This is a genomic window from Azospirillum thermophilum, from assembly GCF_003130795.1.
Taxonomy (GTDB): domain Bacteria; phylum Pseudomonadota; class Alphaproteobacteria; order Azospirillales; family Azospirillaceae; genus Azospirillum; species Azospirillum thermophilum.
The window spans coordinates 1,802,226-1,828,759 of record NZ_CP029353.1; the positions used below are offsets into that span (position 1 = coordinate 1,802,226).

A 26,534-nucleotide genomic window follows, 5' to 3' on the forward strand; every position below is an offset into this window, starting at 1 on the left:
CCTCTGGAAAAGGAGCACTTGACGATGTCCGATACCCTTTCGCAGAGCGCCGACAAGGTTCTCGATCACTTCACCCTCTTCCGGCAGCCCGAATACAAGGCGATGTTCGAGAAGAAGAAGGCGGAGTTCGAGTACGGCCATTCCGACGAGGAGGTCGCCCGGGTTTCCGAGTGGACCAAGTCCGAGGAGTACAAGGAGAAGAACTTCGCCCGCGAGGCGGTGGTCATCAACCCGACCAAGGCCTGCCAGCCGATCGGCGCCATGTTCGCCGCCCAGGGCTTCGAGGGCACCCTGCCCTTCGTCCACGGCAGCCAGGGCTGCGTCGCCTACTACCGCACGCACCTGACCCGCCACTTCAAGGAGCCCAACAGCGCGGTCTCCTCGTCGATGACGGAAGACGCGGCCGTGTTCGGCGGCCTGAACAACATGATCGACGGCCTGGCGAACGCCTATTCGCTGTACAAGCCGAAGATGATCGCCGTGCTGACCACCTGCATGGCCGAGGTGATCGGCGACGACCTCGCCGGCTTCATCACCAACGCCAAGAACAAGGAAAGCGTCCCGGCCGACTTCCCGGTGCCGCACGCCCACACCCCGGCCTTCGTCGGCAGCCACATCACCGGCTACGACAACATGATGAAGGGGATCCTCTCCTACTTCTGGGGCACGGCCGAGAACTTCGACACGCCGAAGACCGAGCAGATCAACCTGATCCCGGGCTTCGACGGCTATGCGGTCGGCAACAACCGCGAGCTGAAGCGCATCGCCGGCGAGTTCGGCGTCAAGCTGCAGATCCTCTCCGACGTGTCGGACAATTTCGATACGCCGATGGACGGCGAGTACCGCATGTATGACGGCGGCACCACGCTGGAGGACGCCAAGGAGGCGGTGCACGCCAAGGCCACCCTCTCCATGCAGGAGTACAACACCACCCAGACCCTGCAGTTCTGCAAGGAGAAGGGCCAGCAGGTCGCCAAGTTCAACTACCCGCTGGGCGTCGCGGCGACCGACGAGCTCCTGCTGAAGCTGTCGGAACTGTCGGGCAAGCCGGTCCCGGCCAGCCTGAAGCTGGAGCGCGGCCGTCTGGTGGACGCCATCGCCGACAGCCACACCCACCTGCACGGCAAGCGTTTCGCCGTCTACGGCGATCCCGACTTCTGCCTGGGCATGACCCGCTTCCTGCTGGAGCTGGGGGCCGAGCCGGTCCACATCCTGTCGACCTCCGGCTCGAAGAAGTGGGAGAAGCAGGTGCAGAAGACGCTCGACGGCTCGCCCTTCGGCAAGTCGGGGGCGGCCTACGGCGGCAAGGACCTGTGGCACCTGCGCTCGCTGATCTTCACCGATCCGGTCGACTACATCATCGGCAACAGCTACGGCAAGTATCTGGAGCGTGACACCAAGACGCCCCTGATCCGCCTGACCTACCCGATCTTCGACCGCCACCACCACCACCGCTACCCGACCTGGGGCTACCAGGGCGCGCTGAACGTGATGGTGCGCATCCTCGACCGCATCTTCGAGGACATGGACGCGAAGACCAACACCGTCGGCCAGACCGACTACTCGTTCGACCTGATCCGCTGATCCGGCCCCACGGGGTCCGAGTCGGCCGGTCGGCACCGAAGGCCCGGAGCGGGGTTTCCATCCCCCCGCTCCGGGCCTTCCTCGTTTCCGGCGCGGCGGGACGACGGCGAAACTCCGTTTCCAACGCAGTGGAATTATATTACCCGCCAATGTGGCGATAAAGATCTCTTTACCGATATTTGCTTAGTTCTTTCAAGGAGACGGGCAATCCCTCGCCAACTCTGATGAATATCGTGTGACAATTTGCCGTTTTCTGATATATTACTTTAGATTCCAGGCATCGCCCGGCCCCCAATGCGGTAGACTGGGGTATGCAGTTGCGCACGCACCTCGCTGCAAGCTGCTTTCGACCGCCTTGGGGGCCGCCATGGACACGACGTTAGCCACATCGGGCGATCTGCGCCCGGCCAGGAAGTTCATCCACAAGATTCTCGCCGTCGCGACGGCCCTGATCACGCTGTCGGTCGGGGTGCTCGGCCTGTGGATCTATCTGCTGTCGTCCCAGGCGCTGGAGACCGAGATCAACGACAAGATCCGCACGGCCGGCGTGGCCGCGGCGGACGGCATCCAGAAATGGCTGAACGGCCGCCTCATGCTGGTCCGCGGCCTTGCCGAGGACGTGACGATGGCCGCTCCGGGGGCCGACCTGAAGCCTCTGGTGTCGCGCAGCTACCTGCGGGAGACCTTCTCCGAGGTGTTCTACGGCGCCGACGCGGACGGCAGGTTCACCACCTTCAACCCGGCCGAGCTTCCCGCCGGCTACGACCCGCGCAAGCGGCCCTGGTACCAGTCGGCGGTCAAGGCCAACGGCCTGACCATGTCGGAGCCCTATCAGGATGCCACCACCAAGAAGCTGGTGATCAGCGTCGTCATGCCGGTCGCCGCCGACGGGAAGCTGCGGGGCGTCGCCGGGGCCGACCTGCCGCTCGACATCCTGCTGACCTTCCTGCGTTCGGTCGACCTGGGCGGCAAGGGGTTCGTCTTCCTGGTGGACGGCGACGGCAAGGTGCTGGTGCATCCCGACGAGGCCAAGGTGATGAAGCCCTCCGGCTACAAGCCGGCCGGCGGCGCCACCATTGCCGATAACAGCCAGCTCGTCAGCTTCTACCGCATCGAGGGGCTGCCCAGCCTCACCTGGTACGTCGGCGTGTCGATGGACCAGGAGAAGGTGATGGCGCCGATGCGGCTGCTCTCCAAGGCGCTGACCGCCACCGTCATCGGCGCCATCGTCTTCGTCGTGCCGCTGCTCGGCCTGCTGATCGTGCGCATCGTCGCCCGGCCGATCACCAGCATGACCCGGGCGATGTCGCGGCTCAGCGCCGGCGACCTCACCGTCACCATCCCGGCGCTCGACCGCCGCGACGAGATCGGCGCCATGGCCCGCTCGCTGGAGATCTTCAAGGAGACCCTCGCCCACAACCGCGCCATGGAGGAGGAGGTCCGGCGCACCCGCGAGCAGGCGGAGCAGGAAAAGCGCGGCGCCCTGCGCCGCATGGCCGACACCTTCGAGGCCAACGTCAAGGCGATCGTCGGCCAGGTCACTTCGGCGGCGAGCCGCATGAAGTCCAACTCGCAGCAGCTCTCCGACATGGCGGAGGACGGCCGGCTGCGCGCCACCGCCGTCGCCGCGGCGGCCGAGGAGGCCTCGGTCAACGTGCAGACGGTGGCGGCCTCGGCGGAGGAGATGACCAGCTCGATCGGCGAGATCACCCGGCAGGTCAACCACTCCAGCCAGGTCGCCCAGCAGGCGGCCCAGCGCTCCGACGAGGCGTCGCGCAACGTGCAGCTCCTGGCCGACCAGGCGCGCAACATCGGCGCGGTGGTGCATCTGATCAACGAGATCGCCAGCCAGACCAACCTGCTGGCGCTGAACGCCACCATCGAGGCGGCACGCGCCGGCGAGGCCGGCAAGGGCTTCGCCGTCGTGGCGTCGGAGGTCAAGCATCTGGCGACCCAGACGGCGCGGGCGACCGAGGAGATCTCTGCCCAGATCGCCTCGATGCAGGAGGCGACGAACGGGGCGGTCGGCGCCATCGCGGCGATCGCCGCGGTGGTGACGCAGATCAACGAGGTGTCGACCACCATCGCGGCGGCGGTGGAGGAGCAGGATGCGGCGACGCGCGAGATCGCCCGCAACGTGCAGCAGGCGGCGGCGGGAACGCAGGAGATCTCGCACAACATCGGCGGCGTGCAGCAGATCGCCGACGGCACCGGTACCGCCGCCCATCAGGTGCTCGACGCCGCCGGCACCCTGTTCCGCGACTCCGAACGGCTGTCGCAGGAGGTCGAGCGCTTCATCAGCGAGGTCCGCGCCGGCTGAGGGCCGGTGCGGCGGGCGGGCGCCGGTCAGAACATCGGGGCCCGCGCGTCGCGCCGATAGAGCATCAGCCGGACCGCCGGCACCACCAGCAGCGTGGCGACGACGCCGTAGCCGACGGCGGCCGGCGGGGCCAGCTCGACGAACAGCGACAGCAGCAGCCCGGCCGCCACCGCGATCTCGGCGTAGAAGGAGCCCTTGAGGATCGGGTTGTGGGCGTCCGCCCGCACCACGTCGCGCAGGATCGCCCCCAGGCAGGCGTTCATCATCGCGAAAGCCGGCCCCCACAGCTCCAGCGGATGGCAGTTGAACTGGATCGCGGTGAAGACCCCGGTCACCGTGAACCCCGCCAGTCCCAGGGAGTCGAAGACCACCAGCAGGGTCATCGGCTTCAGCCGGCGCCGCGCCGTCACGTAGATCTGCACCAGATCGAAGAAGAGCAGCCAGCGCCCGCGGGCGAGGTCGATCAGCCACAGCACCGCCCGCACGGCCAGCACGGTGATCAGGATCGCGTACATGTAGGCGGGTTGCGCCAGGATGCCCGGCGGATTGCGCCCGGCGATCAGGTCCATGATCAGCCCGCCGCCCAGCGCAGGCAGCCAGGCCAGGATGATCGCGCCGAAGATCGAATAGCCCTCCGACCGCGCGATGGTGATGCCGGACAGCGCGAAGGCGACCGTGCCCATCAGGTCGACCACCAGGAACCAGGGCGCGTTCACCACCTCGCCGAAGGACGCCGATGCATCCATGACCAGCCTGTCCTCTTCCCGAAGCCGATGGGGGCCGGACTCGGGGGCCGCCGGGTCCGGGATGTGCGACATCCGACAAAAAGGCGGGAGATCGCCGGATTGTCAGCTATCGCACAGCCGGTCCTAGCCCAGACACTCCAGAAACTTCAAGAGCTTACCTGCTGGCACATCCCCTGCATTGACCATTCCCGCCAGCCGTGACCGGCACCGGACGGGAGAGGAGCGATGCTGCAGGACAAGCTTCAGGACGTCTTCAACGAGCCCGGATGCGCGACCAACCAGGGCAAGTCGGCCAAGGAGAAGAAGAAGGGCTGCACCAAGTCGCTGAAACCCGGGGCGGCGGCCGGCGGCTGCGCCTATGACGGCGCGATGATCGTGCTGCAGCCCATCGCCGACGCCGCGCACCTCGTCCATGGCCCGATCGCCTGCCTCGGCAACAGTTGGGACAACCGGGGCAGCAAGTCCTCCGGGTCGCAGCTCTACCGGACCGGCTTCACCACCGACCTGTCGGAGCTGGACGTCATCAACGGCGGCGAGAAGAAGCTCTACCGCGCGATCAAGGAGATCGTGCAGCAGTACGATCCGCCGGCCGTCTTCGTCTATCAGACCTGCGTGCCGGCCATGACCGGCGACGACATCGCCGCGGTGTGCAAGTTCGCCGCGAAGAAGCTCGGCAAGCCGGTGATCCCCGTGGAATCGCCGGGCTTCGTCGGCTCGAAGAACCTCGGCAACAAGCTGGCGGGCGAGGCGCTGCTCGACCACGTCATCGGCACGGTGGAGCCGGAGCACACCACCCCCACCGACGTCTGCATCATCGGCGAATACAATCTGGCCGGCGAGCTGTGGCTGGTGAAGCCCCTGCTGGACGAGATCGGCATCCGCCTGCTGTCCTGCATCTCCGGCGACGGCCGCTACCGCGAGGTGGCGCAGGCCCACCGGGCGCGCGTCACCATGATGGTCTGCTCGCAGGCGCTGGTGAATGTCGGGCGCAAGATGCAGGAGCGCTGGGGCATCCCCTATTTCGAGGGCTCCTTCTACGGCGTCTCCGACATGTCCGACACGCTGCGCACCATGGCGCGCATGCTGGTCGAACGCGGCGCCGACCGCGGCCTGATCGACCGGGCGGAGGGCGTGATCGCCCGCGAGGAAAGCCGCGTCTGGCGCCGCCTCGCCCCCTACCGGCCGCGTTTCGAGGGCAAGCGGGTGCTGCTGTTCACCGGCGGCGTCAAGAGCTGGTCGATGGTCAGCGCGCTGGAAGGCGCCGGCCTGACCATCATCGGCACCTCCACCAAGAAGTCGACCAGGGAGGACAAGGAGCGCATCAAGAAGATGAAGGGCGACGAGTTCCACCAGTGGGACGACCTGAAGCCGCGCGACATCTACCGGATGCTGGCCGACTCCCAGGCGGACATCATGATGTCGGGCGGGCGGTCGCAGTTCATCTCGCTGAAGGCCAAGGTGCCCTGGCTCGACATCAACCAGGAGCGCCACCACGCCTATGCCGGCTATGACGGCATCGTCAACCTGTGCGAGGAGATCGACAAGACCCTGTCGAACCCGATCTGGCGTCAGGTCCGCCTGCCCGCCCCGTGGGACGACGCGCCGCGCGCCTCCCACGCGCTCGCCGCGGAGTGAGCGCCATGACCCACGTCCAGCGCTTCCCCGCCTCCGCCAGGGCCGCCGCCACCAACCCCTTGAAGATGAGCCAGCCGCTGGGCGCGGCGCTGGCCTATCTCGGGGTCGACCGCTGCCTGCCGCTGTTCCACGGCTCCCAGGGCTGCACCGCCTTCGGGCTCGTCCTGCTGGTGCGGCATTTCCGCGAGGCGATCCCGCTGCAGACCACGGCGATGGATCAGGTCTCCACCATCCTCGGCGGCTACGACAACCTCGAACAGGCGATCCGCACCATCGCGGAGCGCAACCGGCCGGCCCTGATCGGCGTCGCCACCACCGGCGTCACCGAGACCAAGGGCGAGGACATGGGCGGCCAGTACACGCTGTTCCGCCAGCGCAACCCCGACCTCGCCGATCTGGCGCTGGTCTTCGCCAACACGCCCGATTTCGCCGGCGGTTTCGAGGACGGCTTCGCCGCCGCGGTCGAGGGCATCATCGAGCGGCTGGTCGAGCCCTCCCCGACCATGGTCAAGGCGCAGGTCAACGTGCTGGCCGGCTGCCACCTGACCCCGGGCGACGTCGAGGAACTGCGCGACCTGATCGAGGGCTTCGGCCTGTCGCCGGTCTTCCTGCCCGACCTGTCGCTGTCGCTGTCCGGCCGCCAGCCCGGCGACTTCACCGCCACCTCGCTCGGCGGCGTGACGGTGGAGCAGATCCGCTCGATGGGCGCCTCCGCCGCCACGCTGGTGATCGGCGAGCACATGCGGCGGGCCGGCGCGGCGCTGGAGCTGAAGACCGACGTGCGTTCCATCTTCTTCGACCGGCTGACCGGGCTGGAGGCCTCCGACCGGCTGGTGCGCACGCTGGCCGAGCTGTCGGGGCGCCCGGTGCCGGCCCGCATCCGCCGCCAGCGCGAAAGCCTGGTGGATGCCATGCTGGACGGCCACTTCTTCTTCAGCCGCAAGCGCATCGCGGTGGCGCTGGAGCCCGACCTGCTCTTCGCCGTCACCAGCTTCCTGTCCGACATGGGGGCGGAGGTGATCGCCGCGGTGTCGCCCACGCAGGGCGCCGTGCTGGAGAAGCTGCCGGCGGCCACCGTGATGGTCGGCGACCATTCCGACGTCGAGACGCTGGCCCGCGACGCCGACCTGATCGTCTCCAACTCGCACGGCCGCCAGGGGGCGGCGCGGCTCGGCGTTCCGCTGCACCGCATGGGGCTGCCGATGTTCGACCGGCTGGGCGCCGGGCTGCGGGTCCATGTCGGCTACCGCGGCACGCGGGAGCTTCTGTTCGAAATCGGCAACCTGTTCCTGTCGCGCGAGATGGACCACGACCACGGCCCGGCCGGCCATGGCACGCCCCATGCGGCCGAGGCGGGACATGCATGCGGAGGCGGATCATGCGGATGCAGCGCCGGCTGAGCCTCGTCCCGGCCACCGCCGCGGCCGCCACCCCGGCCGGACCGGCGGCCGATCCCCGCAAAGGAGGAATGATGAAGGTCGCTTTCTGCACCCAGGACATGCAGCACGTCGATGCGCATTTCGGCTGGGCCAAGAACATCGCCATCTACGAGGTCGGCCGCGACGGCTACAGCTTCGTCGAGACCTGCCAGTTCGGCGGCTCGATGTTCGAGGACGGCAACGAGGACAAGCTGGTGCCGAAGCTGGAGGCGCTGGCCGACGTCGCCATCGTCTACCTGTCGGCCATCGGCGCCTCGGCCGCCGCCCGCGTCGTCGCGAAGAAGATCCATCCGGTGAAGGTCGAGGCGAGCGAGAGCATCACCGCCCTGCTCGACAGGCTGGTCACCACCATCAACGGGAACCCGCCGCCCTGGCTGCGCAAGGCGATGTCCGCCGGGCAGCCCCAGACCTTCGATTTCGACGAGGAGGAGTGAGACCATGACCGACGCCGCAACGGTCGCCCCCGCCAACGCCCTGTCGCCTGACGACATCGCCGCCCAGTTCCTCAAGACGCTGGTCCTGCTGTTCCGCGCCGAGGACAGCTACGGCGCCTGGGAGGGCAAGTCGGACGAGACGCTGCTCGCCCCCTTCATCCTCGACAAGGAGGCGCGCGCCGCCATCCCGATCATCGGCGATCCCGACCCGGACACGCTGTGGCGGCTGGAGCTGTTCTACAAGGCGGTCGGCATCACGGTGGAGAAGCTGACCGGCCTGATGGCCTCGCCGATGATGAAGATGAGCCACGAGGGCTTCGGCCGCATCGTGCTGACCGCCGGCCGGCTGGTGGTGGTGTCGAAGACGCTGCGCGACGTCCACCGCTTCGGCTTCCCCAGCCTGGAGAAGCTGTCGGCCGACGGCGCCAAGCTGGTCGCCGACGCGGTGGCGCTGATCCGCAAGTACCCCGACGTGGCCGAGCTGTGAGGGTCCCGCGATGAGCGACGCCGCCGCCCTGAAGGACGAGATCAGGAAGCTGAACGCCCGCGCCACGGCGAAGAAGATGGACCTGCACGACCTGTCGGAGGAACTGCCGCAGAACTGGCAGTCGATCCTGACCGTGGCGCAGGAAACCTACGACGCCTTCAGGACGCTGGCCGAGAAGCGCGCCGAGCTGAAGGCGCTGGAAAGCGCATAGGGCCTCTCCCGCCCGCCCCCTCCCCATCCCCGTTCTCTCCCAGGAGGAGTCCCCATGGCTGACTTCGTGACCGGCACCACCCGCGGCGGCAAGAGCTGGACGCCGAAATTCGTCGAGCATATCGACCAGAAGCTCTGCATCGGCTGCGGCCGCTGCTTCAAGGTGTGCGGGCGCGACGTGCTGGAGCTGATCGGCATCACCGAGGACGGCGACATCGTCGACGCCTTCGACGACGAGGCCGAGAAGAAGGTGATGAGCGTCAAGAACGCCGGCAACTGCATCGGCTGCGAGAGCTGCGGCAAGGTCTGCTCCAAGAGCTGCATCGCCCACCTGCCGCAGGCGGCGTGACGGTTTCCGCATACCCGCAGGAAAGCCCGCTTGCGCCCGGCGGCGCAGGCGGGCTTCTTGCGTCCGGCCCCGGCTGGTTCCGGCGGGCAATGACCGGGAGAAAGCCCTCAACGGCGTCGATCCGGGAGGTTGCGCGGGGATGACGGATTCGGCCGGTTCCAGCCGTCCAACGACATTGCGAAACGGGTTCTCACCCGCCGGGACGGCGCATTCCGCGGCCGGGAGGAGCCGGATGAACTCCTTGTGGGTGAGGCTGGGCATGCAGCGCCCGACCACGGTGTTTCTGCCCATGTCGCCACAGTCCCGACGGTCCGGTTCTTACCGGGCGCAAGAAGGCTCACCCCGTCAGATCGCGCGGAACGTCCGGATATCTCGTGAGGTTGGGGAGGCATCCACAGGACGAGATTGGCCGGGAGGTATGCCATGCACCCGACAAGCCATCGATACGTGGCCGTGAACGGCGTCGACATCTTCTATCGCGAGGCAGGTCGTGAAGACGCACCGGTGGTTCTGCTGCCGCACGGCTATCCTTGCTCCTCCTATGAATTCCGCAATTTCATGCCGCGGCTCGCCGATCGCTGGCGGCTGCTTGCGCCGGACTATCCCGGCGCCGGCTATAGCGCGACACCCGACGACTTCGACTACAGCTTCGACGGCTACGCCGGTTTTCTGGAGAGCTTCCTGGAGACGCTCGGCGTGAAGCGCTTCGCGCTTTATCTGCATGACTTCGGCTCACCGATCGGCGCGCGGCTGGCGATCAAGGCCCCGGAGCGCGTCGCGGCGCTCATCATCCAGAATGGCGACATCCCTTACGAGGATGCGCTGGGACCGAAATATGCCGAGATCGAAAAGACCTGGCGGCTGCCGCCGTCCGACATGCGGGAAAAGCTGAGCGAGGCGATCAAGGAAGAGGTGTTCAGGGAGGAGTTCCTGAACGACGTCAGGCCGGACCTTGCCGAACGGATTCCTCCCGACCTGTGGACGCTGCACTGGTCACTGATCACGCCAAAGCGCAGGGAGATCGCGGTTGGCCTGATCGCGGGCCTGAGGGAGAACCGCGCCTGGTTTCCGCAGTATCGGAACTACCTCAACAAACACCGCCCGCCGACGCTGATCGTATGGGGGCCGCAGGACGGGTACATGCCGGCGGAGTCGGCCTATGCCTATCTCCGGGATCTTCCCGACGCCGAGCTGCACCTGCTGGATGGAGGGCACTGGCTTCTGGAGACCAACCTGGACGAGGTGGTCGCGCTCACCCGCGACTTTCTCGACCGGGTCCATCCGCTCAGCGAGCCGGTCTCTCCACGAGACAGCAGCGAGAGCCGCGTCTAGGCCCTGTTGGACAACCAGCCGATGGCTGCGGCGAGACAGACGCCGCCCGGGAAACTCTGGGCGGCCATGTCATGGGCGGGTGCCCGGCGATGCGCCGGATTGCCGGGCGCCACCGGCTCGCCCCCGCCGGCGCGGATCCTCGCCTGCCAGGGCTCGGAGGAACAGGCGCGGTCACACACGACCCGCCCGATCCTCCCCGCGGCGCCCGCCGGCACCGTGCGCCGCGTCTCAGGAAAGGGGTGGCCGGTACCCGGCCGGACGGGCTCCAACGCCTGCTTCAGCCGGCTCCATTCCGCGTCGGTGAGGATCTGCATACCTCAGCCAACAGCCCGGAAGCCCTTCATTGTCTGGCAGACCCTAGTTCCCCTCCGGACCGGCATCCAGCCCGCGCGCCAGCGCCGCGACGGTGCCGTAGCCGACCTGGTCGGTCGGGTCGATCTCCGCCATCTTGTCGAGGATGCGCAGCGCGTCCGCCCGGTTGTGGCGGCGCAGCTCGATGAAGGCCAGCGCCTTCATGGTGAACAGGAAGAAGCGCGCCGGGCCGGCCGCCGCCCAGTCGGTGGTCGATGCCGTCAGGCGGGACCAGTCCGCCGGGAACCCGCCGGCGCGCGCCGCGGCGTCCAGGCCGATGCGGGCCACCCGCTCGGCCTCCGTCAGCTTCTTCTGGTTGAAGTAGAATTTGTAGAGCGCGTAATAGACCGGCAGCACCTTCGGCGCGCGCCGGTGCGCCTCCCACAGCAGGGCCTCGCAGCGTTTCGGCTCGTCGCGCGCCTGCACCGCCTCGCGCAGCAGATCGTCGATAGGCTCGGGCACGTCCCCGAAGGCCATGCGGCCATTGGACATGCGCAGTTCGACCGGCCGGTCCATCGCTCCCCTCCTCTGTCTTCTGGCTGACAAGCCCGGTTCATTGGCTGACAAGCCTGACCATCCGACGCACCGACGACAGCACCAGGAAACCCGCGCCGACCGGCAAAGACCATAGAGAAATTGTGCGTCCTATCGTCGCATCTGTCGCAAAATCGACAGGCGGCGGAGCCGACAAAATCGTTCGCCATCCGAACATTGTCAGGATTGCGCCAGCCCGCCCGCATCTGACAATCCTTTTAGATCAGTGCCTTAGCAGTTGGCCCGCCGCTTGCTTTATTCCGTGGCAGAGTGGCCGGTCCCCCGGCAGCGCGGCAACGAGGAGGCGGAACATGGTGACCCTGACGGATGCGGCGGTGTCCACCCTGGAGCGGGTCCTGGCGAAGTCGGGCGGTGCCGCCGCCGGGCTGCGCATCGCGGTGACCGACGGCGGCTGCGCCGGGCTGAAGTACCAGATGGGGCTGGAGGCGGCGGCCGGCAGCGACGACGCGGTGCTGACCTTCGGCCCGGTGACCATCTTCGTCGATTCCGGCAGCCAGCCCTTCCTCAGCGGCGTGGTCGTCGACTTCGTCGAGGGGATCGAGGGCTCCGGCTTCAGGTTCGACAACCCCAACGCGACCAAGAGCTGCGGCTGCGGCAAGTCCTTCTCGGCGGGCGGCGCGGCGCCCGGCGGCACCTGCGCCCCCTCGCCGTCCGGCTGCGGCTCCTCCGCGACGCACTGACATCGTCCCCACGGCGCTCACCCAGGAAAGGCACAGCGACATGTGGAACTACACCGACAAGGTCAAGGAACACTTCTTCAACCCGAAGAACTCGGGCGTGCTGGACGACGCCAACGCGGTCGGCGAGGTCGGCTCCATCACCTGCGGCGACGCGCTGAAGCTGATGATGAAGGTCGACGCCGACACGCAGCTCATCCGGGAGGCGAAGTTCCAGACCTTCGGCTGCGGCTCCGCCATCGCGTCGAGCTCGGCGCTGACCGAGATGATCATCGGCAAGACGGTGGACGAGGCGCTGACCCTGACCAACCGCGACATCGCGGAGTATCTCGGCGGGCTGCCGCCGGAGAAGATGCACTGCTCCGTCATGGGCGCCGAGGCGCTGCGCGCCGCCATCGCCAACTACAAGGGCGAGGCGTGGGAGGACGACCACGAGGAAGGCGAGCTGGTCTGCAAGTGCTTCGGCGTCGACGCCGCGATGATCGAGCGCGCGGTGACCGTCAACGGCCTGACCACGCTGGAGGAGGTCACCCACTACACCAAGGCCGGCGGCTCCTGCCAGACCTGCCACGAGAAGATCGAGGAGGTGCTGGAGGAGGTGCTCGCCAAGTCGGGCGCCCTCAAGCCCGCCGCCCGCCATGCCCCCGGCACCGTCGGGCTCGACGCCATCAAGCCGCTGGCGCCCAAGGCCGAGGCGCCGGCCGCGCCGAAGCTGACCAACGTGCAGCGCATGCAGGCCATCATGACCGCGATCGAGGAGATGCGCCCGCAGATCCGGCGCGACGGCGGCGACGTGGAGCTGGTGGACATCGACGGCAAGGACATCTACGTCCGGCTGTCCGGCGCCTGCTCCGGCTGCTCGCAGTCGGCCGGCACCATGATGGGCGTGCAGATGAAGCTGGTCGAGGCGCTCGGCGAGTTCGTCCGCGTCAAGCCGGCCTCCCTCATGACGGCGGGGGTGTGAGGCCATGACGAAGGGCATCTACCTCGACAACAACGCCACCACCCGCGTCGATCCCGAGGTGCTGGCGGAGATGCTGCCGCTCTTCACCGAGCAGTTCGGCAACCCCTCCTCCATGCACGGCTTCGGCGCCGCGGTCGGCGGCAAGATCGAATGGGCGCGCAAGCAGGTCCAGGCCCTGCTGGGCGCCGCCCATGACAGCGAGATCGTCTTCACCTCCGGCGGAACGGAAAGCGACAACACGGCGATCCTCTCGGCGCTGGAGGCCTATCCGAAGAAGCGCGAGATCGTCACCAGCGTGGTGGAGCATCCCGCCGTGCTCTCCTTCTGCGACCATCTGGAGAAGAAGCGCGGCTACACCGTCCACCGCATCCCGGTCGACCGCCGCGGCAACCTCGACATGGAGGCCTACCGGGCCGCCCTGTCGGAGAGGGTCGCCATCGTCTCCATCATGTGGGCGAACAACGAGACCGGGACGATCTTTCCGGTGGAGGAGCTGGCGGTCCTCGCCAAGGCGGCCGGCGCCGTCTTCCACACCGACGCGGTGCAGGCGGTCGGCAAGATCCCGATGACGCTGGCCGACAGCGCCATCGACATGCTGTCGCTCTCCGGCCACAAGCTCCATGCGCCCAAGGGCATCGGCGCGCTCTACGTCAAGCGCGGCCTGCGCTTCCGCCCGCTGCTGCGCGGCGGCCACCAGGAACGCTCCCGCCGGGCGGGGACGGAGAACGCGCCGGGCATCGTCGGGCTCGGCGCCGCGGCCCAGCTCGCCCTGCTCCACATGGGGGAGGAGAACACGCGGGTGCGGGCGCTGCGCGACACGCTGGAACGGGCGATCCTCGCCGCCGTCCCCAACTGCTTCGTCACCGGCAATCCCGACAACCGCCTGCCCAACACCTGCAACATCGCCTTCGAGTACATCGAGGGCGAGGCCATCCTCCTGCTGCTGAACGAGCAGGGGATCGCCGCCTCCTCCGGCTCCGCCTGCACCTCCGGCTCGCTGGAGCCCAGCCACGTCATGCGCGCCATGGGCGTGCCCTACACGGCGGCGCACGGCGCCACCCGCTTCTCCCTGTCGCGCGAGACGACGGAGGAGGAGATCGACCGGGTGATCGCCGTCGTGCCCGGCATCATCGAAAAGCTGCGCTCCTTCTCCCCCTACTGGCAGGCCGACGCCGGCCGGCCGAAGGAGTTCGCACCGGTCTATTCGTGACAGGTCCGTCCGCAACACGGGCTCCCCGGAGCCCAGAGATCGCAGGCCGGGCCGGGGGCCCGTCCCGGCACTCCGCCCGACGACACCCCGTCGGGGCGGGTCCCCGCCCGGCCTGCGACACCCCCTTCCCGGTCCACTCGCCGACCCCTGCCGGGGGCCGTTCCTGCCGAAGGACGTTGCCGCCATGATGCCCAGCCACGCCATCATCAACGACACCACCCTGCGCGACGGGGAACAGACGGCCGGTGTCGCCTTCACGCTGGAGGAGAAGCTGGCGATCGCCCGCGCGCTGGACGAGGCCGGCGTGCCGGAGCTGGAGGTCGGCATCCCCGCCATGGGCGAGGAGGAGCGCGAGGGCATCCGCGCCGTCGCCGCCCTCGGCCTCAAGGCGCGGCTGATGCTGTGGTGCCGCATGCACGACGCCGACCTGAAGGCGGCGCTCGACTGCGGCGTGTCCTTCGTCAACCTGTCGATGCCGGTCTCCGACATCCACATCACGCGCAAGCTGAAGCGCAGCCGCGCCTGGGCGCTGGCGGAGATCGAGCGCAAGGTCAGGCAGGCCCGCGACCACGGGCTGGAGGTCAGCGTCGGCGGCGAGGATTCCTCGCGCGCCGACATGGATTTCCTGGTCACCGCCGCCACGGTGGCGCAGGCCGCCGGCGCCCGCCGCTTCCGCTTCGCCGACACGCTGGGCGTGCTCGACCCCTTCCAGACGCGCGCCTGCATCGAACGGCTGCGCCGGGCCACCGACCTGGAGATCGAGATCCACGCCCACGACGACCTCGGCCTCGCCACCGCCAACTCGCTGGCCGCGGTGCTGGGCGGGGCGACCCACGTCAACACCACCGTCAACGGCCTCGGCGAACGCGCCGGCAACGCCCCGCTGGAGGAGGTGGTGGTGTCGCTGAAGCACCTCTACCGCATCGGCACGGGGGTGGAGACGCGGGCGCTCGGCGCCATCTCGGACCTGGTGGAGCAGGCCTCGAACCGGCCGGTGGCGGTCAACAAGCCGATCGTCGGCGACGCGGTCTTCACGCATGAGGCCGGCATCCATGTCGACGGGCTGCTGCGCGACCGCTCCACCTACCAGACCTTCGACCCGGCCGAGGTCGGGCGCGAGCACCGCATCGTGCTGGGCAAGCATTCCGGCACCGCGGCGATCCGGATGGCCTGCGGGCAGCTCGGCCTCGCCTGCGACGACGCCCTGGCGCGGGCGGTGCTGCCGCGGGTGCGGGCGCTGGCGACCGCCGCCAAGCGGGCGCCGACCGCGGACGAGCTGCGCGCCTTCCTGCGCGACGCCGGCCGCTGAGGGAACCCGCCATGGCCGCCCTCGACGCCTCCCCGGACCGCTCCAGCGAGGAGCCCGCCATGACCGCCCCCGGCATCCTCACCCTGCTGCGCGAGGACGCGGCCTGCGTGTTCGACCGCGACCCGGCGGCGCGCAGCCTGGTCGACGTGCTGACCTGCTACCCCGGCTTCCATGCGCTGGTCGCCCACCGCGTCGCCCATGCCGCCTGGAGGCGGGGGCTGCGCTGGCCGGCGCGCTTCCTGTCCTACCTCGCCCGCGCGGTGACCAACATCGACATCCACCCCGGCGCCACCATCGGCCGCCGCTTCTTCATCGACCACGGCGCCGGCGTCGTCATCGGCGAGACGGCGGAGGTCGGCGACGACGTGACGCTCTACCACGGGGTGACGCTGGGCGGCACCTCCTGGACCAAGGGCAAGCGGCACCCGACGCTGAAGGACGGCGTGCTGGTCGGGGCCGGCGCCAAGATCCTGGGGCCGATCACCGTCGGGGCCAATGCCCGCGTCGGCGCCAACTCCGTCGTCACCAAGAGCGTGCCGGAGGGCATGACGGTGGTCGGCATCCCCGGCCGCGTCGTCCGGCCGGAGGCGCAGCGCAGCCTGTCGGCCCATGGCATCGACCTGGAACACCATCTGATGCCCGACCCGGTCGGCAAGGCCATCGCCTGCCTGATCGAGCACATCAACCGGATCGAGGCGCGGCTGGAGGCCCGCACGGCGGCCGAGGCGGCAACGCTGCCGGTCGCCGGTGCGACGGCGTCCGACCTCCGCTTCGACGGCATCGCCTGCCGGTCCTGCGGCGACCTGTGCGACCAGGACGTCCACGGCCCCGCCCCTTCCCCCCGCCCGCAAGCCTGAGGAGCCCGACATGAGCTTCACCGATGATCTCGACGAGCTGGAGACGGCCGAGGACTTCCTGCGCTACTTCACCGTCGCCTTCGACCAGCGGGTGGTCAACGTGAACCGCCTGCACATCCTGCAGCGCTTCCACGACTATCTGGCGGCCGACACCGGGCTGGAGGGGCTGGACGACGAGGGGACGGCCGCCCGCTATCGCGCCCACCTGGAGCGCGCCTACCACGACTTCGTCGTCTCCAGCGCCATCGCCGAGAAGACCTTCAAGGTCCACAAGGAGGAGGCGCGCAAGATGGCCGACCGCTTCGTCCCGCTGGACAGCCTGCTGGGCTCCCCGGTCTGAGGCAAGGCACGACGACACCCCGTCGCCGCGGCGTCATCGCCGCAGCGCCGGGGATGCGCCGTCCGTGCCCTCCCTCAGTGGATCTTCCGCTCGTTCCCGTGGTCGCGGCGGTAGACGTGGACGAAGTAGGCGGCCATCGGGTTGTCGTCGAGGTAGGAGATCAGCCGCTGCTCGGTCCCCGGGCTGGCGTTGCGGATCAGCACCTGCCAGACCGGCTCCATCCTCTTGCGCCTGGTCTCGGCATGCGGAAGCATGATGAAGCCGCCCCACTCCGGGTCGAAGTCCGCCAGATAGCTCCTGGCATAGTGCTTCATCATCTCGCCGTCGTTGACGTTGACGGACTCCTTGTTTTCGAAGCAGACGCGCAGATCCATGATCGTCCTCCCGGCTTTGCGGGGCGATGGGCCCCGTCCATGGTGAAGAACAAGCCTCGCGAAGAACAGTCCTGCTCCTTCAGATGGGGGGCGGCATAGCAGCTCCGCAAGGAGGCATAGGCCGCCCCGGCCGTTGGTGGTAGGCGGCGATTTCTTCTTGGTCAGCCCCTGCGGCGACCTCCTAGAATTGCCGCGATCGCGAACCGCACCGGACCTGATGGATGAGCAGCCCCGACCGCATGTTCCGCATCCTGATCGTCGAGGATGAAGGCCTCGCCGCCATGGCGCTGGAGGAGGTGCTGACCCTGCTTGGCCATCAGGTCTGCGGCGTGGTCGACAATGCCGACGATGCGGTCGCCGCCGCCGGGCGGGAGCGGCCGGATCTGGCGCTGATGGACATCCGCATCCACGGGCCGCGGGACGGCATCGAGGCGGCGGCCGAGATCCGCCGGCTCCACGGCATCCGGTCGATCTTCATGTCGGCCTTCGCCGATCCGGCGACCCGGCGCCGCGCCGAGGACTGCCAGCCCTTCGCCTTCGTCAGAAAGCCCTATGTCCCCGACCAGCTCGAACAGGCGCTGGACGAGGCCCGCCGGCAGATCGGCGGCGGCCGGGGGGACCAAGAAAAAAGCCCCTCGTGAGAGGGGCTTGAAGTCTTTGGCGGATAGGAGAGGGAGCGCTGGCGGCGAGCCGGCAGGTCCGCCGCGTTTCGTGCGCGCTCCTCACCCGAACTTATAACTAATGCCGTAGCCGCCCCTTGGATAGTCCCACTGAATATTTTCCTTGTCCTGGCAGACCACCCGGCAGGTGCCGCATTCCAGGCAGCCGTCGGTGATCAGCGTGACCGACCCGGCCTCGTTCCGGGAATAGCAGGCCGCCGGGCAGCAGTAGGTGCAGGCCTGGCTGGTGCAGGACGTGCAGCTCTCGGCATCCTTGATCCGGATGTGCGGCCGGCTTTCGTCGACGATGTAGCGGTTCTGGTAAAGCTTGTCCTCGACCTTGACCATCATGTTCATCGCACGGCCCTCACCAGCTTGAGCGCATCACCGACCAGACCGAACACCGACCGCTTCTTCACGAAGGAAGCCATGATCTCCTTCTCCTTCGTCTTCTTGTCGACGCTGTCCACGGTGAACCAGTTGTGGGCGGCGGCGGTGATGACGTCGGGATAGGCGCCGAAGAACTGCTTGTTGTTGTGCATGATGCCGGGCAGCTCCCGGTACTTCTTCAGGTCCTTCATGACGAAGCTGGCGTCCATCTTGCGCTTGTACTCCGCAAGGTTGGCGGCGGTCGGCGCCAGTCCGGACTGCTTCAGCTCGATCACCGTCTCGGCGGCCATGCGGCCCGACGCCATGGCGAGGTTGGAGCCCTCGCGGTGCGCCGCGTTGTTCAGGTGGGCGGCGTCGCCCACCACCATCCAGCCGTCGCCGTAGAGCTGCGGCACCGCCTTGTAGCCGCCCTCGGGGATCATGTGGGCGGCATACTCCTTCATCTCCGCCCCCTCGATCAGCGGCTTGATGACCGGGTGGCGCTTCAGGTCCTCCAGCATCTTGTAGGGCGGGCAGTTGCCGGCCTTGAAGTCGGAGATCAGGCAGCCGATGCCGATCGTCAGCGACTCCTTGTTGGTGTAGAGGAAGGCGGTGCCGACCATCCCCTTGGTCACCTTGCCCATGATCTCGATGACGACGCCCTCGTCGTCCTTCAGGCCGAAGCGCTGCTGGATCAGCTCGGGATCGATGAACAGGATCTCCTTCACCGCCAGCGCCACGTTCTCCGGCGCCGCCTCCTGCTGGAAGCCGGTGCGCTTGGCGAGCAGCGCGTTCACCCCGTCGGCCATGATCACGACGTCGGCGTGGATCTCGCCGCCCTCGCGGTCGGTGCGCACGCCGATCACCTTGCCCGCGCCGTCGCGGATCAGCTCCGTCACCGTGGTCTCGCAGATCTGCAGCCCGCCGGCGGCGCGGATCTTCTCCGAGAACCACTTGTCGATGTTGGCGCGGATGATGGTGTAGCGGTTCGGCCTGTCGGTGTTGAAGGCGTCGGACCGGTAGTTCGTCCCGATGTAGTTGTCGTCGCCCAGCAGCCAGACGCGCTGCTCGATGATGTGCCGCTCGGTCGGGCAGTCGTCGCGGAAGTCCGGGATGATCTTCTCCAGCTCCGCGGCGTACATGATGCCGCCCTGCACGTTCTTGGCGCCGGGATACTCGCCGCGCTCCAGTTGCAGGACGTTCAGCCCGGCCTTGGCGAGGGTGTAGGTGGCGGCGTTGCCGGACGGGCCGGCACCGATGACGATGGCGTCGAACTTTTCGACCATGTCGGAAGGCTCCTTTGTCGTCCGGGAATTCAGCCGGCCAGCCGGTTGACCGACAGGCGCCGCGAGAAGGCGTCGGTCAGGGCCGGCAGGATGGTCAGCGCGTCGCCGACCAGCCCGAGATGGGCGAAGTCGAAGATCGGCGCGTTGGGATCGCTGTTGATCGCCAGGATCAGGTCCGACTTCTCCATGCCGACCCGATGCTGGATGGCGCCGGAGATGCCGGCGGCGATGTAGAGCTTGGGCCGCACCGTCTTGCCGGTCTGGCCGACCTGCCGGTCGTTGGTCGCCCAGCCGGCCTGGACCAGCGGGCGGGTCACCCCGACCTCCGCCCCCAGCACGGCGGCGAGGTCGAAGGCCAGCTTCAGGTTCTCCGGCTTGCCCAGCCCCTTGCCGGCGGCGACGATGATGTCGGCGAAGGCAAGCTGCGCCTCGGTCTGCTCGCGGTCGGGATGAAGCTCAGCACCTTGGTGACGACGTCGTCCTCGACCAGGGCCGGCTTCACCTCGACGACGCGGCCGGTGCGGCTGTCGTCCCGCTCGGGCATCGACATGACGCGCGGGCGGACGGTCGCCATCTGCGGCCGGTAGGCCAGCGTCTGGATGGTGCAGAGCAGCGTGCCGCCGAAGGTCGGCCGGGTGGCCGCCAGCGACCGGTTCTCCATGTAGATGTCCAGCTCGGTGCAGTCGGCGGTCAGGCCGGTCGCCAGCGTGGTGGCGATGGCGCCCGCCAGGTCGCGGCCCAGCGTGGTGGCGCCCAGCAGCACGATCTCCGGCTTGAAGCTGTTGACCACGTCGGTCATCACCCGGCAGTACGGGTCGGTGCGGTAGTCGGCCAGCACCGGATCCGTCACCTTGTAGACGACGTCGGCGCCGAAGCCGATCGCCTCGGCGCAGATCAGGGCCAGCTCGGGCGTGTCCGCCCCCAGCACGACGGCGCCGACCTCCACCCCCAGCTTGTCGGCCAGCTTGCGGGCCTCGCCCAGCAGCTCCCACGACACGGAATGGACGGCGCCGCGCTCCTGCTCCACGATCACCCACACGCCGGTGTAGGCCTTCAGGTGCTCGGGCAACTGGAACTTGCGTCCCTGCGGCTTGGATGGTTCGCTCATCGTCGGGTCTCCGGCGGATTGGATTCAGAGCCCGGCCGCGGCGCGGGCGGTCAGGTCGTCGGCAAGCTTCGGCTGGGCGGCGAAGACGGCCTCCAGCGCGGCGCCGGCCAGCGCGTCCGGGGTCGCGGCGGCGGCCTCGATCATCCTGGCGCGCTCGGCGCGCGGCTTCGGCACGAAGACCTTCGACACCACGGTGGGCGAGCCCTTGAGGCCGACCTTCGTCTCCTCCGCGCCGGTGGTGTCCTTGCTCCAGGTCTTCAGCGGATAGCGGGCGGCGCGGAACATGTCGTCCATCTTGCCGAAGCGGATGGTGTTGGTGCCCTCCAGCATGGTGATCATGCAGGGCAGCCGGGTCTTCAGCACCTGCACGCCGCCCTCGGCCCGGCGGTGGACGACGATCTCCCGCGCCTCCAGGTTCATCTCCTCGATCTTCGTGATGTAGGTGAGCTGCTCGAAGCCCAGCCGCGTCGCGATGCCGGGGCCGACCTGGGCGGTGTCGCCGTCGACCGTCTGCTTGCCGCAGAAGACGATGTCCACCGGCTCCTCCTCCGCCAGCTTGCGGATGGCGGAGGCCAGCGCGTAGGAGGTGGCGAGCGTGTCGGAGCCGGCGAACTTGCGGTCGGTCAGCAGCACCGCATCGTCGGCCCCCAGCGACAGCGCCTTGCGCAGCGAGGTCTCGGCCATCGGCGGCCCCATCGTCAGCACGGTCACCCGCGCGCCGAACCGGTCCTTCAGCCGCAGCGCCTCCTCCAGCGAGAAGAGGTCGAACGGGTTGATGATGGCCGGGACGCCCTGCCGCATGATCGTGTTGGTCACGGGATGGATGCGGATCTGGGCGCTGTCGGGCACCTGCTTGATACAGACGACGATGTGCATCCCGGTCTCCTCGAAGCGCTGGTCTGGACTTTCGGCCGCACCGTCGGCGGCGGCTCCAGCTCTTCTCAGCAAGGGATGTGCCAGCCGCCGTGCGGCCGGACAGGCCCTTGATTACGCTTCGTTTTTCGGAGATCGGCGTGGCGCCGTCCGCTTGTCGCAAAGCCGACAATGGCGCCGGATGTCGGCTTCGTTACAGCTCCCGGGATCCCCCTCCGACAAGCCTCCCGTCGAAACCCCGGGGAGTGTCAGGCGGCGTCGATGTAGCCGACCACGCGGTCCAGCTCGCGGCCGACGCGGGCGACCATGCCCGCCATGCCGTCCGGCCGCCGGTCCATCGCCGCCATCTCGACGGCGTCGGCCGCGGCGGCCAGCTCGTGGGCACCGACCGTGCGGGAGGAGCCGGCGAGCTTGTGCGCCGCCTGCCGCATCTCCTCCCAGCATCCGGAGCCGTAGGCGGTCAGCAGCCGCTGGTGCGAGGCGGTGTTGGAGGCGACGAACTCGACCAGCAGCTCGCGCACGACGCTGGTGTCGCCGTCGAACAGCGCGGCCAGCGCGCCGGTGTCGAGCGGCGGACCGTCGCGCCCCTCCTCCGGCTGCGCCGCGGCGGGCGGCGGGGGCGGCTCCTCCTCGACCCCCTTCAGCGGCAGATAGCGGTCGAGCACGCGGCGGAGCTGCCCCAGCTCGACCGGCTTGGAGATCGTGTCGTCCATGCCGGCGGCGAGGCATTTCTGCGCCTCCCCCTCCATGGCGTTGGCGGTGATGGCGATGATGGGACGGCGGCGGCCGGTGCCCGCCTCGTCGGCGCGCACCGCCTGGGCGAGCTCCAGCCCGTCCATCTCCGGCATCTGGCAGTCGGTCAGCAGCAGCCCGTAGCGGCCGGACCGCCACATGGCGAGCGCCTGCAGCCCGTCCTCCGCCACCTCCGCCGCATGGCCCAGCAGGGCGAGCTGCCGCAGGATGACCTGGCGGTTGGTCGGATGGTCCTCCGCCACCAGGATCAGCCGCCCTTCGGCCAGCGCCTCGTCCACCGCGGGGGCGGCGTCCTGCGGCACGGGGCAGAGCGGCGGATCGGCCGGCGGCTCCTCCACCGGGGCAAGGCGCCCGGCCGCGGCAAGCACCGAGCGGACGAGATGGGCGCGGCGCACCGGCCGCGCCACCGGCTGGGGACCGCCGGCCGCGGCGGCCCGCGGCTGCCGGGTCAGCAGGAGCCGCCCGCGCGTCCGTCCCCGCCCGTCGGCGTCGAGCGGCGACAGGTCGACCGTCTCCTCGGCCAGCAGCACGTCGCAGCGCGCGGTCGGCAGCAGCAGGCGCAGCGCCGTCTCCGCGTCCGCCGCCTCCACCACCTGGGCGCCGTCGCTGTTCAGGTAGCGGGCGAGGACGCTGCGCTCCTCCGCGTCGGGCACCAGCAGCAGCACCGACAGGCCGCCGAGCGGCAGCGGCCGGTCCTCCCCCGCCTCCGTCCCGTCGGGCGGCAGGTCGGCGGCGAAGGTGAACCAGAAGGTCGACCCCTCGCCCAGCTCGCTCACCACCCCGATCTCGCCGCCCATCAGCTCGGCCAGACGGCGGCAGATCGACAGGCCGAGCCCCGTCCCGCCGAAGCGCCGGGTGGTGGAGGCCTCCGCCTGGGTGAAGGGGCGGAACAGGCGGCCCTGGTTCTCCGGCGAGATGCCGATGCCGGTGTCGGTCACCGCGATGCGGATGGCGACGCGCCCCTCCTCGTAGGAGGCCAGTTCCGCCCGCACCTTGACCGAACCGCCGTGGGTGAACTTCACCGCGTTGCCGGCGATGTTGAACAGCACCTGCCGGATGCGCACCGGGTCGCCCATCACGGTCGCCGGCAGGTCGGGATCGACATAGGGGATCAGCGCCAGATCCTTCTGGCGGGCCGCCGGGGCCAGCGTGTCCGCCACCCCTTCCACCACCGTCGTCAGCGACACCGGAACCCGCTCCAGGTCCAGCCGCCCGGCCTCGATCTTCGAGAAGTCCAGGATGTCGTTGATGATGGTCAGCAGGGCGCCGGCCGATTCCCGCACCACCGCCACCAGCTCCCGCTGGTCGGAGGTCAGCGGCGTGTGTTCCAGCAGCTCCAGCATGCCCTGGACGCCGTTCATCGGCGTGCGGATCTCGTGGCTCATCGTCGCCAGGAACAGCGACTTGGCCTGGTCCGCCGCCACCGCCTCGGCCCGCGCCGCCTCCGCCGCCTCGGTCGCGGCGACCAGTTCGCGGGTGCGCTCCGCCACCTGGTTCTCCAGGTTGCGGTTCAGCTCGGTCAGCTCCTCGTAGAGCTGGACGTTGTCGAAGCCGATGGCGACCTTGGAGCAGAAGACCTCCAGCAGCCGCCGCTCGTCCTGCGACAGGGCGCGGGAATGGCACAGGTAGAAGGCCGTCTCGCACTGGTGCGAGGCGGAGCGGAAGACCAGCACGCTGTGGCTCCGCTCGAACCGGCTGCGGCCGGAGGCCAGCGCCGCCGTCACCGCCTCGGCCGCCTCGGGCGGCAGCCCGTCGCGCACCGGCCGCCCGGCCAGCCCGGCGAACAGGCCGCTGCCGCCCAGCACCAGCGGTTCGCGCAGCGGCGACGGGTGCAGGGCCGGGCCGCCATCCTCCGCCCAGCGGCTGCACAGCGCCACCCCGTCGCTCGGCGGGCAGACGGCGACGATCTCGGCCACCGCCCCGGCGACGAACTCGGCCATCGTCCGCTTGTCGAGCAGGGCGGAGGAGGCGTCCAGGATGCGCTCCAGCCCCTGGCGATGGTCCTCGATCGCCGTGATGTCCTGATAGCCGCGCAGCGCCGCCACCACCGAGGTGAAGAGCTTCTGCGCCGTCAGCTCCGTCTTCGACTTGTAGTCGTTGATGTCGTAGCTGAGGATGACGTCGCGCTCCGGCGCCTGCCCCGGCTGGCCGGTGCGCAGGATGATCCGCACGCGGCGGTTCGCCATGTCCGACCGGATGAAGCGGACCAGCCGCAGGCCGGCGTCGTCGGACTCCATCACCACGTCCAGCAGCACCACGGCGATCGCCGGGTTCTCCTCCAGCACGCGACGCGCCTCGGCCGCGGTGCCCGCGGAGAGGAACTGCGCCGGCCGCCCCTCGAAGGTGAAGCCGCGCAGCACCATCTTGGTGGTGGCGTGGATGGCGGGATCGTCGTCCACGATCAGGATGAGCCACGGGTCCACCGGCTCGGCGAGCACCTGCGGGGCGGCGGCCTCGGCCTCCACCGCGGGATCGTCGTCGGCGAACAGGAACTCGTCGCTCATGCTGCACCCTCTGCTGCCCCCGCCCGGGCTGGGGGCACGGCACCTCCGGACCTGAGCCGGGACGATAGCATAGGGTACCGGAAACGGAACAGAGGACCACCGGAGACGGTGGATTTACCGCGCTTTGATCGTCAGGGTGGCCGCCCTACCCCCTCCTTTGCGGCGCCGGGCCGCGCACCCAGGCCAGACAGCCGCCGGGCAGCAGCCCGCTGCTGACGAACAGCGCCCCGCTGCGGTAGAGCGCATCGGCCCGCCGCGGCTCCGCCAGATCGATCGCCCAGACGCTGCGCGACGAATCGGCCCACAGCACCCGCCCGTCGAGCGCCGCGACGGCGCCCAGGATCTCGCCGTCGCTCAGCCCCGGCCGGAAGAGGACCAGCGCCCCGGTGGCGCCCGGCGGCGGCAGGGCGGCGAGCGGCCCGGCGGCGAGCACCAGCAGGGCCAGCAGGGTCGCGGCGACCGCGCCGCGCCGCCGTCCCGCATCGCCGCCGCTGCCGTTGCCACTGCCTCCGCCGCTGCCGCCGCGCCGGCCGACCCACAGGCCGAGCGCCATCGCCCCCACGCCGAAGACGGCGACCCACAGCAGATCCCAGAGCAGCGGAACCTCCGAATCCATGCGGACGCGGTGGATGCCGAGCAGCCAGTGCGACAGCACGGCGTCGACGACGTGCCACAGCCCGAATCCCAGCAGGGCTCCCGCCGTCACCGCCCGTCCGGCCCCCTGCGCGGCCAGGGTCGCCCGGCTTCGCCACAGCAGCCACAGCCCGGCCAGGGCGATGACGTACATCAGCGCGTGGAACAGTCCGTCCGCCAGCACCTGGACCCTGAGGTCGGCGAAGCGCGGCCCTTCCAGGGCGCTCAGCAGATGGTGCCACTGCAGGATCTGGTGCAGCAGGATGCCGTCGAAGAAGCCGCCCAGCGCGAAGCCGAGCCAGCCGCCGGCCCAGCCCGGACGCCGGACGCCCGACAGGGAGGAGCCGGCCGGGGATGCGGAGAGGGATGCGGAGAAGGGCGCCATGACCGGGACCTCGCTTGCCGGGACCGATGCCCCGACAACAGCGCGCGGCCCGGTTACTCCGCCGGCGCGTCGCGGTCGGCCGCGGAATTGTAGGCGTAGGTCTTCCAGGTCGGCTCGTAGCTCTCGTCCGCCTGGTTGCCCCAGACCGCCCAGTTGGGCCGGGCGCCGCGGGCGAACATCTCCAGATAGGGTCCGGGGCTGCAGGCCTCGATCACCTCGTACTGTTCGTCGGGTTTGCGGCTGTGCTCGCGCTTGCGGGTGCCGATGTAGTTGACCTGGGTGCGGCCGGGCGCCAGCGTCCGGGCATTGCGGCCGCGCACGCCGAACAGGATCAGCTCCGTCACGTTGCGGAAATAGAATCCGACCCCCCGCCCGTCGGAGCCGCCGTCCTTGCGCAGCTTGTGCCAGACGATGTTGGTCTTGTACTCGAAGCCCCAGGCCCGCAGCACCTGCAGCCCCTCCGGCAGCAGCGCGTTGGGGACCCACAGGTAGAGATGCGCGGTCGGCGCGACGATCCGGGCGACCGGCAGGGCGCAGATCTCGTCGATCGTCATGGTGCCGTAGCGCGACAGCCGGCGATGCTCCGGCGCCATCTTTCCGGTGCGGTTGGCGAAGCGCCAGGGCGGATCGGCCATCACCGTGGCGAAGCGCCGCCCGCCGGCGAAGGCCAGCAGGTCGCGGGCGGCCTCCGCGGCGCCGTCCACCGTCTGCTGCTGTTCCCCCGGAACCATGCCGGCCGTCGTCATCCGCCCCACCGTCCGAAATCGCACAACGGGGCGGCCCACCCGGAC

28 protein-coding genes are annotated in these 26,534 nt (G+C 69.3%); 16 read left to right on the forward strand and 12 right to left on the reverse strand.

All coding sequences use genetic code 11. The features are described from left to right. Positions 1-24: 24 nt before the first annotated feature. A complete protein-coding gene (nifK, locus tag DEW08_RS14780; protein ID WP_109328318.1) occupies positions 25-1,584 on the forward strand; it encodes a nitrogenase molybdenum-iron protein subunit beta in 1,560 nt (519 codons plus the stop codon). Between the two features lie 367 nt (positions 1,585-1,951). Continuing rightward, positions 1,952-3,904 carry a methyl-accepting chemotaxis protein gene (locus DEW08_RS14785; protein ID WP_109328320.1) on the forward strand — a complete coding sequence of 651 codons (1,953 nt, stop codon included), beginning with the start codon at positions 1,952-1,954 and terminating at the stop codon, positions 3,902-3,904. Between the two features lie 26 nt (positions 3,905-3,930). Here DEW08_RS14785 and DEW08_RS14790 read toward each other — a convergent pair whose 3' ends face one another. Further along, complete coding sequence (locus DEW08_RS14790; protein ID WP_168220369.1) at positions 3,931-4,650, reverse strand: trimeric intracellular cation channel family protein; 720 nt, start codon at positions 4,648-4,650, stop codon at positions 3,931-3,933. A gap of 225 nt (positions 4,651-4,875) precedes the next feature. On the opposite strand from DEW08_RS14790, the gene nifE reads away from it, so the two are divergent. The 7 genes from nifE (at position 4,876) to DEW08_RS14825 (ending at position 10,536) form a co-directional block, all read left to right on the forward strand. Continuing rightward, positions 4,876-6,285, forward strand: coding sequence for a nitrogenase iron-molybdenum cofactor biosynthesis protein NifE (gene nifE, locus DEW08_RS14795; protein WP_109328324.1), 1,410 nt, complete (start codon positions 4,876-4,878; stop codon positions 6,283-6,285). Positions 6,286-6,290: 5 nt separating this feature from the next. Further along, the gene (gene nifN, locus DEW08_RS14800) at positions 6,291-7,685 is read left to right on the forward strand and encodes a nitrogenase iron-molybdenum cofactor biosynthesis protein NifN (protein ID WP_109328326.1); all 1,395 of its coding nucleotides are present in this window, start codon (positions 6,291-6,293) and stop codon (positions 7,683-7,685) included. Between the two features lie 71 nt (positions 7,686-7,756). After that, complete coding sequence (gene nifX, locus DEW08_RS14805) at positions 7,757-8,158, forward strand: nitrogen fixation protein NifX (RefSeq protein WP_109329882.1); 402 nt, start codon at positions 7,757-7,759, stop codon at positions 8,156-8,158. A 4-nt stretch (positions 8,159-8,162) separates the two neighbouring features. Beyond that, positions 8,163-8,645, forward strand: a complete 483-nt coding sequence (locus tag DEW08_RS14810; RefSeq protein ID WP_109328328.1) for a NifX-associated nitrogen fixation protein — start codon at positions 8,163-8,165, stop codon at positions 8,643-8,645. 10 nt (positions 8,646-8,655) lie between these two features. Continuing rightward, the gene (locus DEW08_RS14815; RefSeq protein WP_109328330.1) at positions 8,656-8,856 is read left to right on the forward strand and encodes a CCE_0567 family metalloprotein; all 201 of its coding nucleotides are present in this window, start codon (positions 8,656-8,658) and stop codon (positions 8,854-8,856) included. Positions 8,857-8,910: 54 nt separating this feature from the next. Then, complete coding sequence (fdxB, locus tag DEW08_RS14820) at positions 8,911-9,204, forward strand: ferredoxin III, nif-specific (RefSeq protein WP_109328332.1); 294 nt, start codon at positions 8,911-8,913, stop codon at positions 9,202-9,204. Positions 9,205-9,627: 423 nt separating this feature from the next. After that, on the forward strand, positions 9,628-10,536 hold the full coding sequence (locus DEW08_RS14825; RefSeq protein WP_109328334.1) for an alpha/beta fold hydrolase: 909 nt from the start codon (positions 9,628-9,630) through the stop codon (positions 10,534-10,536). Here DEW08_RS14825 and DEW08_RS14830 read toward each other — a convergent pair. Together DEW08_RS14830 and DEW08_RS14835 are read right to left on the reverse strand one after the other, a co-directional pair. Then, entirely contained in the window at positions 10,533-10,850 is a 318-nt protein-coding gene (locus DEW08_RS14830) for a hypothetical protein (RefSeq protein ID WP_109328337.1), read from the reverse strand. The two genes, DEW08_RS14825 and DEW08_RS14830, sit on opposite strands and share 4 nt — an antisense overlap. Positions 10,851-10,893: 43 nt before the next feature. Beyond that, on the reverse strand, positions 10,894-11,403 hold the full coding sequence (locus DEW08_RS14835) for a hypothetical protein (RefSeq protein ID WP_109328339.1): 510 nt from the start codon (positions 11,401-11,403) through the stop codon (positions 10,894-10,896). A gap of 329 nt (positions 11,404-11,732) precedes the next feature. On the opposite strand from DEW08_RS14835, the gene DEW08_RS14840 reads away from it, so the two are divergent. The 6 genes from DEW08_RS14840 (at position 11,733) to nifW (ending at position 16,799) form a co-directional block, all read left to right on the forward strand. Then, positions 11,733-12,122 (forward strand): HesB/IscA family protein, encoded by a 390-nt coding sequence (locus DEW08_RS14840; protein ID WP_109328341.1) that lies wholly within the window; start codon positions 11,733-11,735, stop codon positions 12,120-12,122. Positions 12,123-12,162: 40 nt separating this feature from the next. Beyond that, a complete protein-coding gene (gene nifU, locus DEW08_RS14845; RefSeq protein WP_109328343.1) occupies positions 12,163-13,083 on the forward strand; it encodes a Fe-S cluster assembly protein NifU in 921 nt (306 codons plus the stop codon). Between the two features lie 4 nt (positions 13,084-13,087). Further along, positions 13,088-14,293, forward strand: a complete 1,206-nt coding sequence (nifS, locus tag DEW08_RS14850; RefSeq protein ID WP_109328346.1) for a cysteine desulfurase NifS — start codon at positions 13,088-13,090, stop codon at positions 14,291-14,293. Between the two features lie 184 nt (positions 14,294-14,477). Further along, positions 14,478-15,602: a homocitrate synthase gene (nifV, locus tag DEW08_RS14855; RefSeq protein WP_109328348.1), complete on the forward strand. Its 1,125-nt coding sequence runs from the start codon at positions 14,478-14,480 to the stop codon at positions 15,600-15,602. A gap of 11 nt (positions 15,603-15,613) precedes the next feature. Further along, entirely contained in the window at positions 15,614-16,459 is an 846-nt protein-coding gene (gene cysE, locus DEW08_RS14860) for a serine O-acetyltransferase (RefSeq protein ID WP_109328350.1), read from the forward strand. Positions 16,460-16,469: 10 nt separating this feature from the next. Further along, positions 16,470-16,799, forward strand: coding sequence for a nitrogenase-stabilizing/protective protein NifW (nifW, locus tag DEW08_RS14865; protein ID WP_109328352.1), 330 nt, complete (start codon positions 16,470-16,472; stop codon positions 16,797-16,799). Between the two features lie 74 nt (positions 16,800-16,873). Here nifW and DEW08_RS14870 read toward each other — a convergent pair whose 3' ends face one another. After that, positions 16,874-17,173 carry a hypothetical protein gene (locus tag DEW08_RS14870; protein WP_109328354.1) on the reverse strand — a complete coding sequence of 100 codons (300 nt, stop codon included), beginning with the start codon at positions 17,171-17,173 and terminating at the stop codon, positions 16,874-16,876. A gap of 221 nt (positions 17,174-17,394) precedes the next feature. On the opposite strand from DEW08_RS14870, the gene DEW08_RS14875 reads away from it, so the two are divergent. Further along, positions 17,395-17,814, forward strand: coding sequence for a response regulator (locus DEW08_RS14875; RefSeq protein ID WP_109328356.1), 420 nt, complete (start codon positions 17,395-17,397; stop codon positions 17,812-17,814). Between the two features lie 81 nt (positions 17,815-17,895). Here the strand turns inward: DEW08_RS14875 and DEW08_RS14880 are convergent, their stop codons facing one another. The 8 genes from DEW08_RS14880 to DEW08_RS14910 all read right to left on the reverse strand — a co-directional run bounded on the left by DEW08_RS14880 (position 17,896) and on the right by DEW08_RS14910 (position 26,489). After that, a complete protein-coding gene (locus DEW08_RS14880; protein WP_109328358.1) occupies positions 17,896-18,189 on the reverse strand; it encodes a ferredoxin family protein in 294 nt (97 codons plus the stop codon). Further along, positions 18,186-19,487 carry an FAD-dependent monooxygenase gene (locus DEW08_RS14885; protein ID WP_109328360.1) on the reverse strand — a complete coding sequence of 434 codons (1,302 nt, stop codon included), beginning with the start codon at positions 19,485-19,487 and terminating at the stop codon, positions 18,186-18,188. The genes DEW08_RS14880 and DEW08_RS14885 overlap by 4 nt, the downstream gene beginning before the upstream one ends. 29 nt (positions 19,488-19,516) lie before the next feature. Continuing rightward, positions 19,517-19,894 carry an electron transfer flavoprotein subunit alpha/FixB family protein gene (locus DEW08_RS32395; protein ID WP_245986644.1) on the reverse strand — a complete coding sequence of 126 codons (378 nt, stop codon included), beginning with the start codon at positions 19,892-19,894 and terminating at the stop codon, positions 19,517-19,519. Beyond that, on the reverse strand, positions 19,849-20,595 hold the full coding sequence (locus DEW08_RS14890) for an electron transfer flavoprotein subunit alpha/FixB family protein (RefSeq protein WP_245986288.1): 747 nt from the start codon (positions 20,593-20,595) through the stop codon (positions 19,849-19,851). The genes DEW08_RS32395 and DEW08_RS14890 overlap by 46 nt, the downstream gene beginning before the upstream one ends. Before the next feature lie 24 nt (positions 20,596-20,619). Continuing rightward, on the reverse strand, positions 20,620-21,471 hold the full coding sequence (locus tag DEW08_RS14895; RefSeq protein WP_109328362.1) for an electron transfer flavoprotein subunit beta/FixA family protein: 852 nt from the start codon (positions 21,469-21,471) through the stop codon (positions 20,620-20,622). 245 nt (positions 21,472-21,716) lie between these two features. Beyond that, on the reverse strand, positions 21,717-24,725 hold the full coding sequence (locus tag DEW08_RS14900; RefSeq protein ID WP_109328364.1) for a DUF3369 domain-containing protein: 3,009 nt from the start codon (positions 24,723-24,725) through the stop codon (positions 21,717-21,719). A 145-nt stretch (positions 24,726-24,870) separates the two neighbouring features. Next, complete coding sequence (locus tag DEW08_RS14905) at positions 24,871-25,743, reverse strand: DUF2243 domain-containing protein (RefSeq protein WP_109328366.1); 873 nt, start codon at positions 25,741-25,743, stop codon at positions 24,871-24,873. Between the two features lie 53 nt (positions 25,744-25,796). Continuing rightward, positions 25,797-26,489, reverse strand: a complete 693-nt coding sequence (locus DEW08_RS14910; protein ID WP_245986289.1) for an MT-A70 family methyltransferase — start codon at positions 26,487-26,489, stop codon at positions 25,797-25,799. Positions 26,490-26,534: the final 45 nt, after the last annotated feature.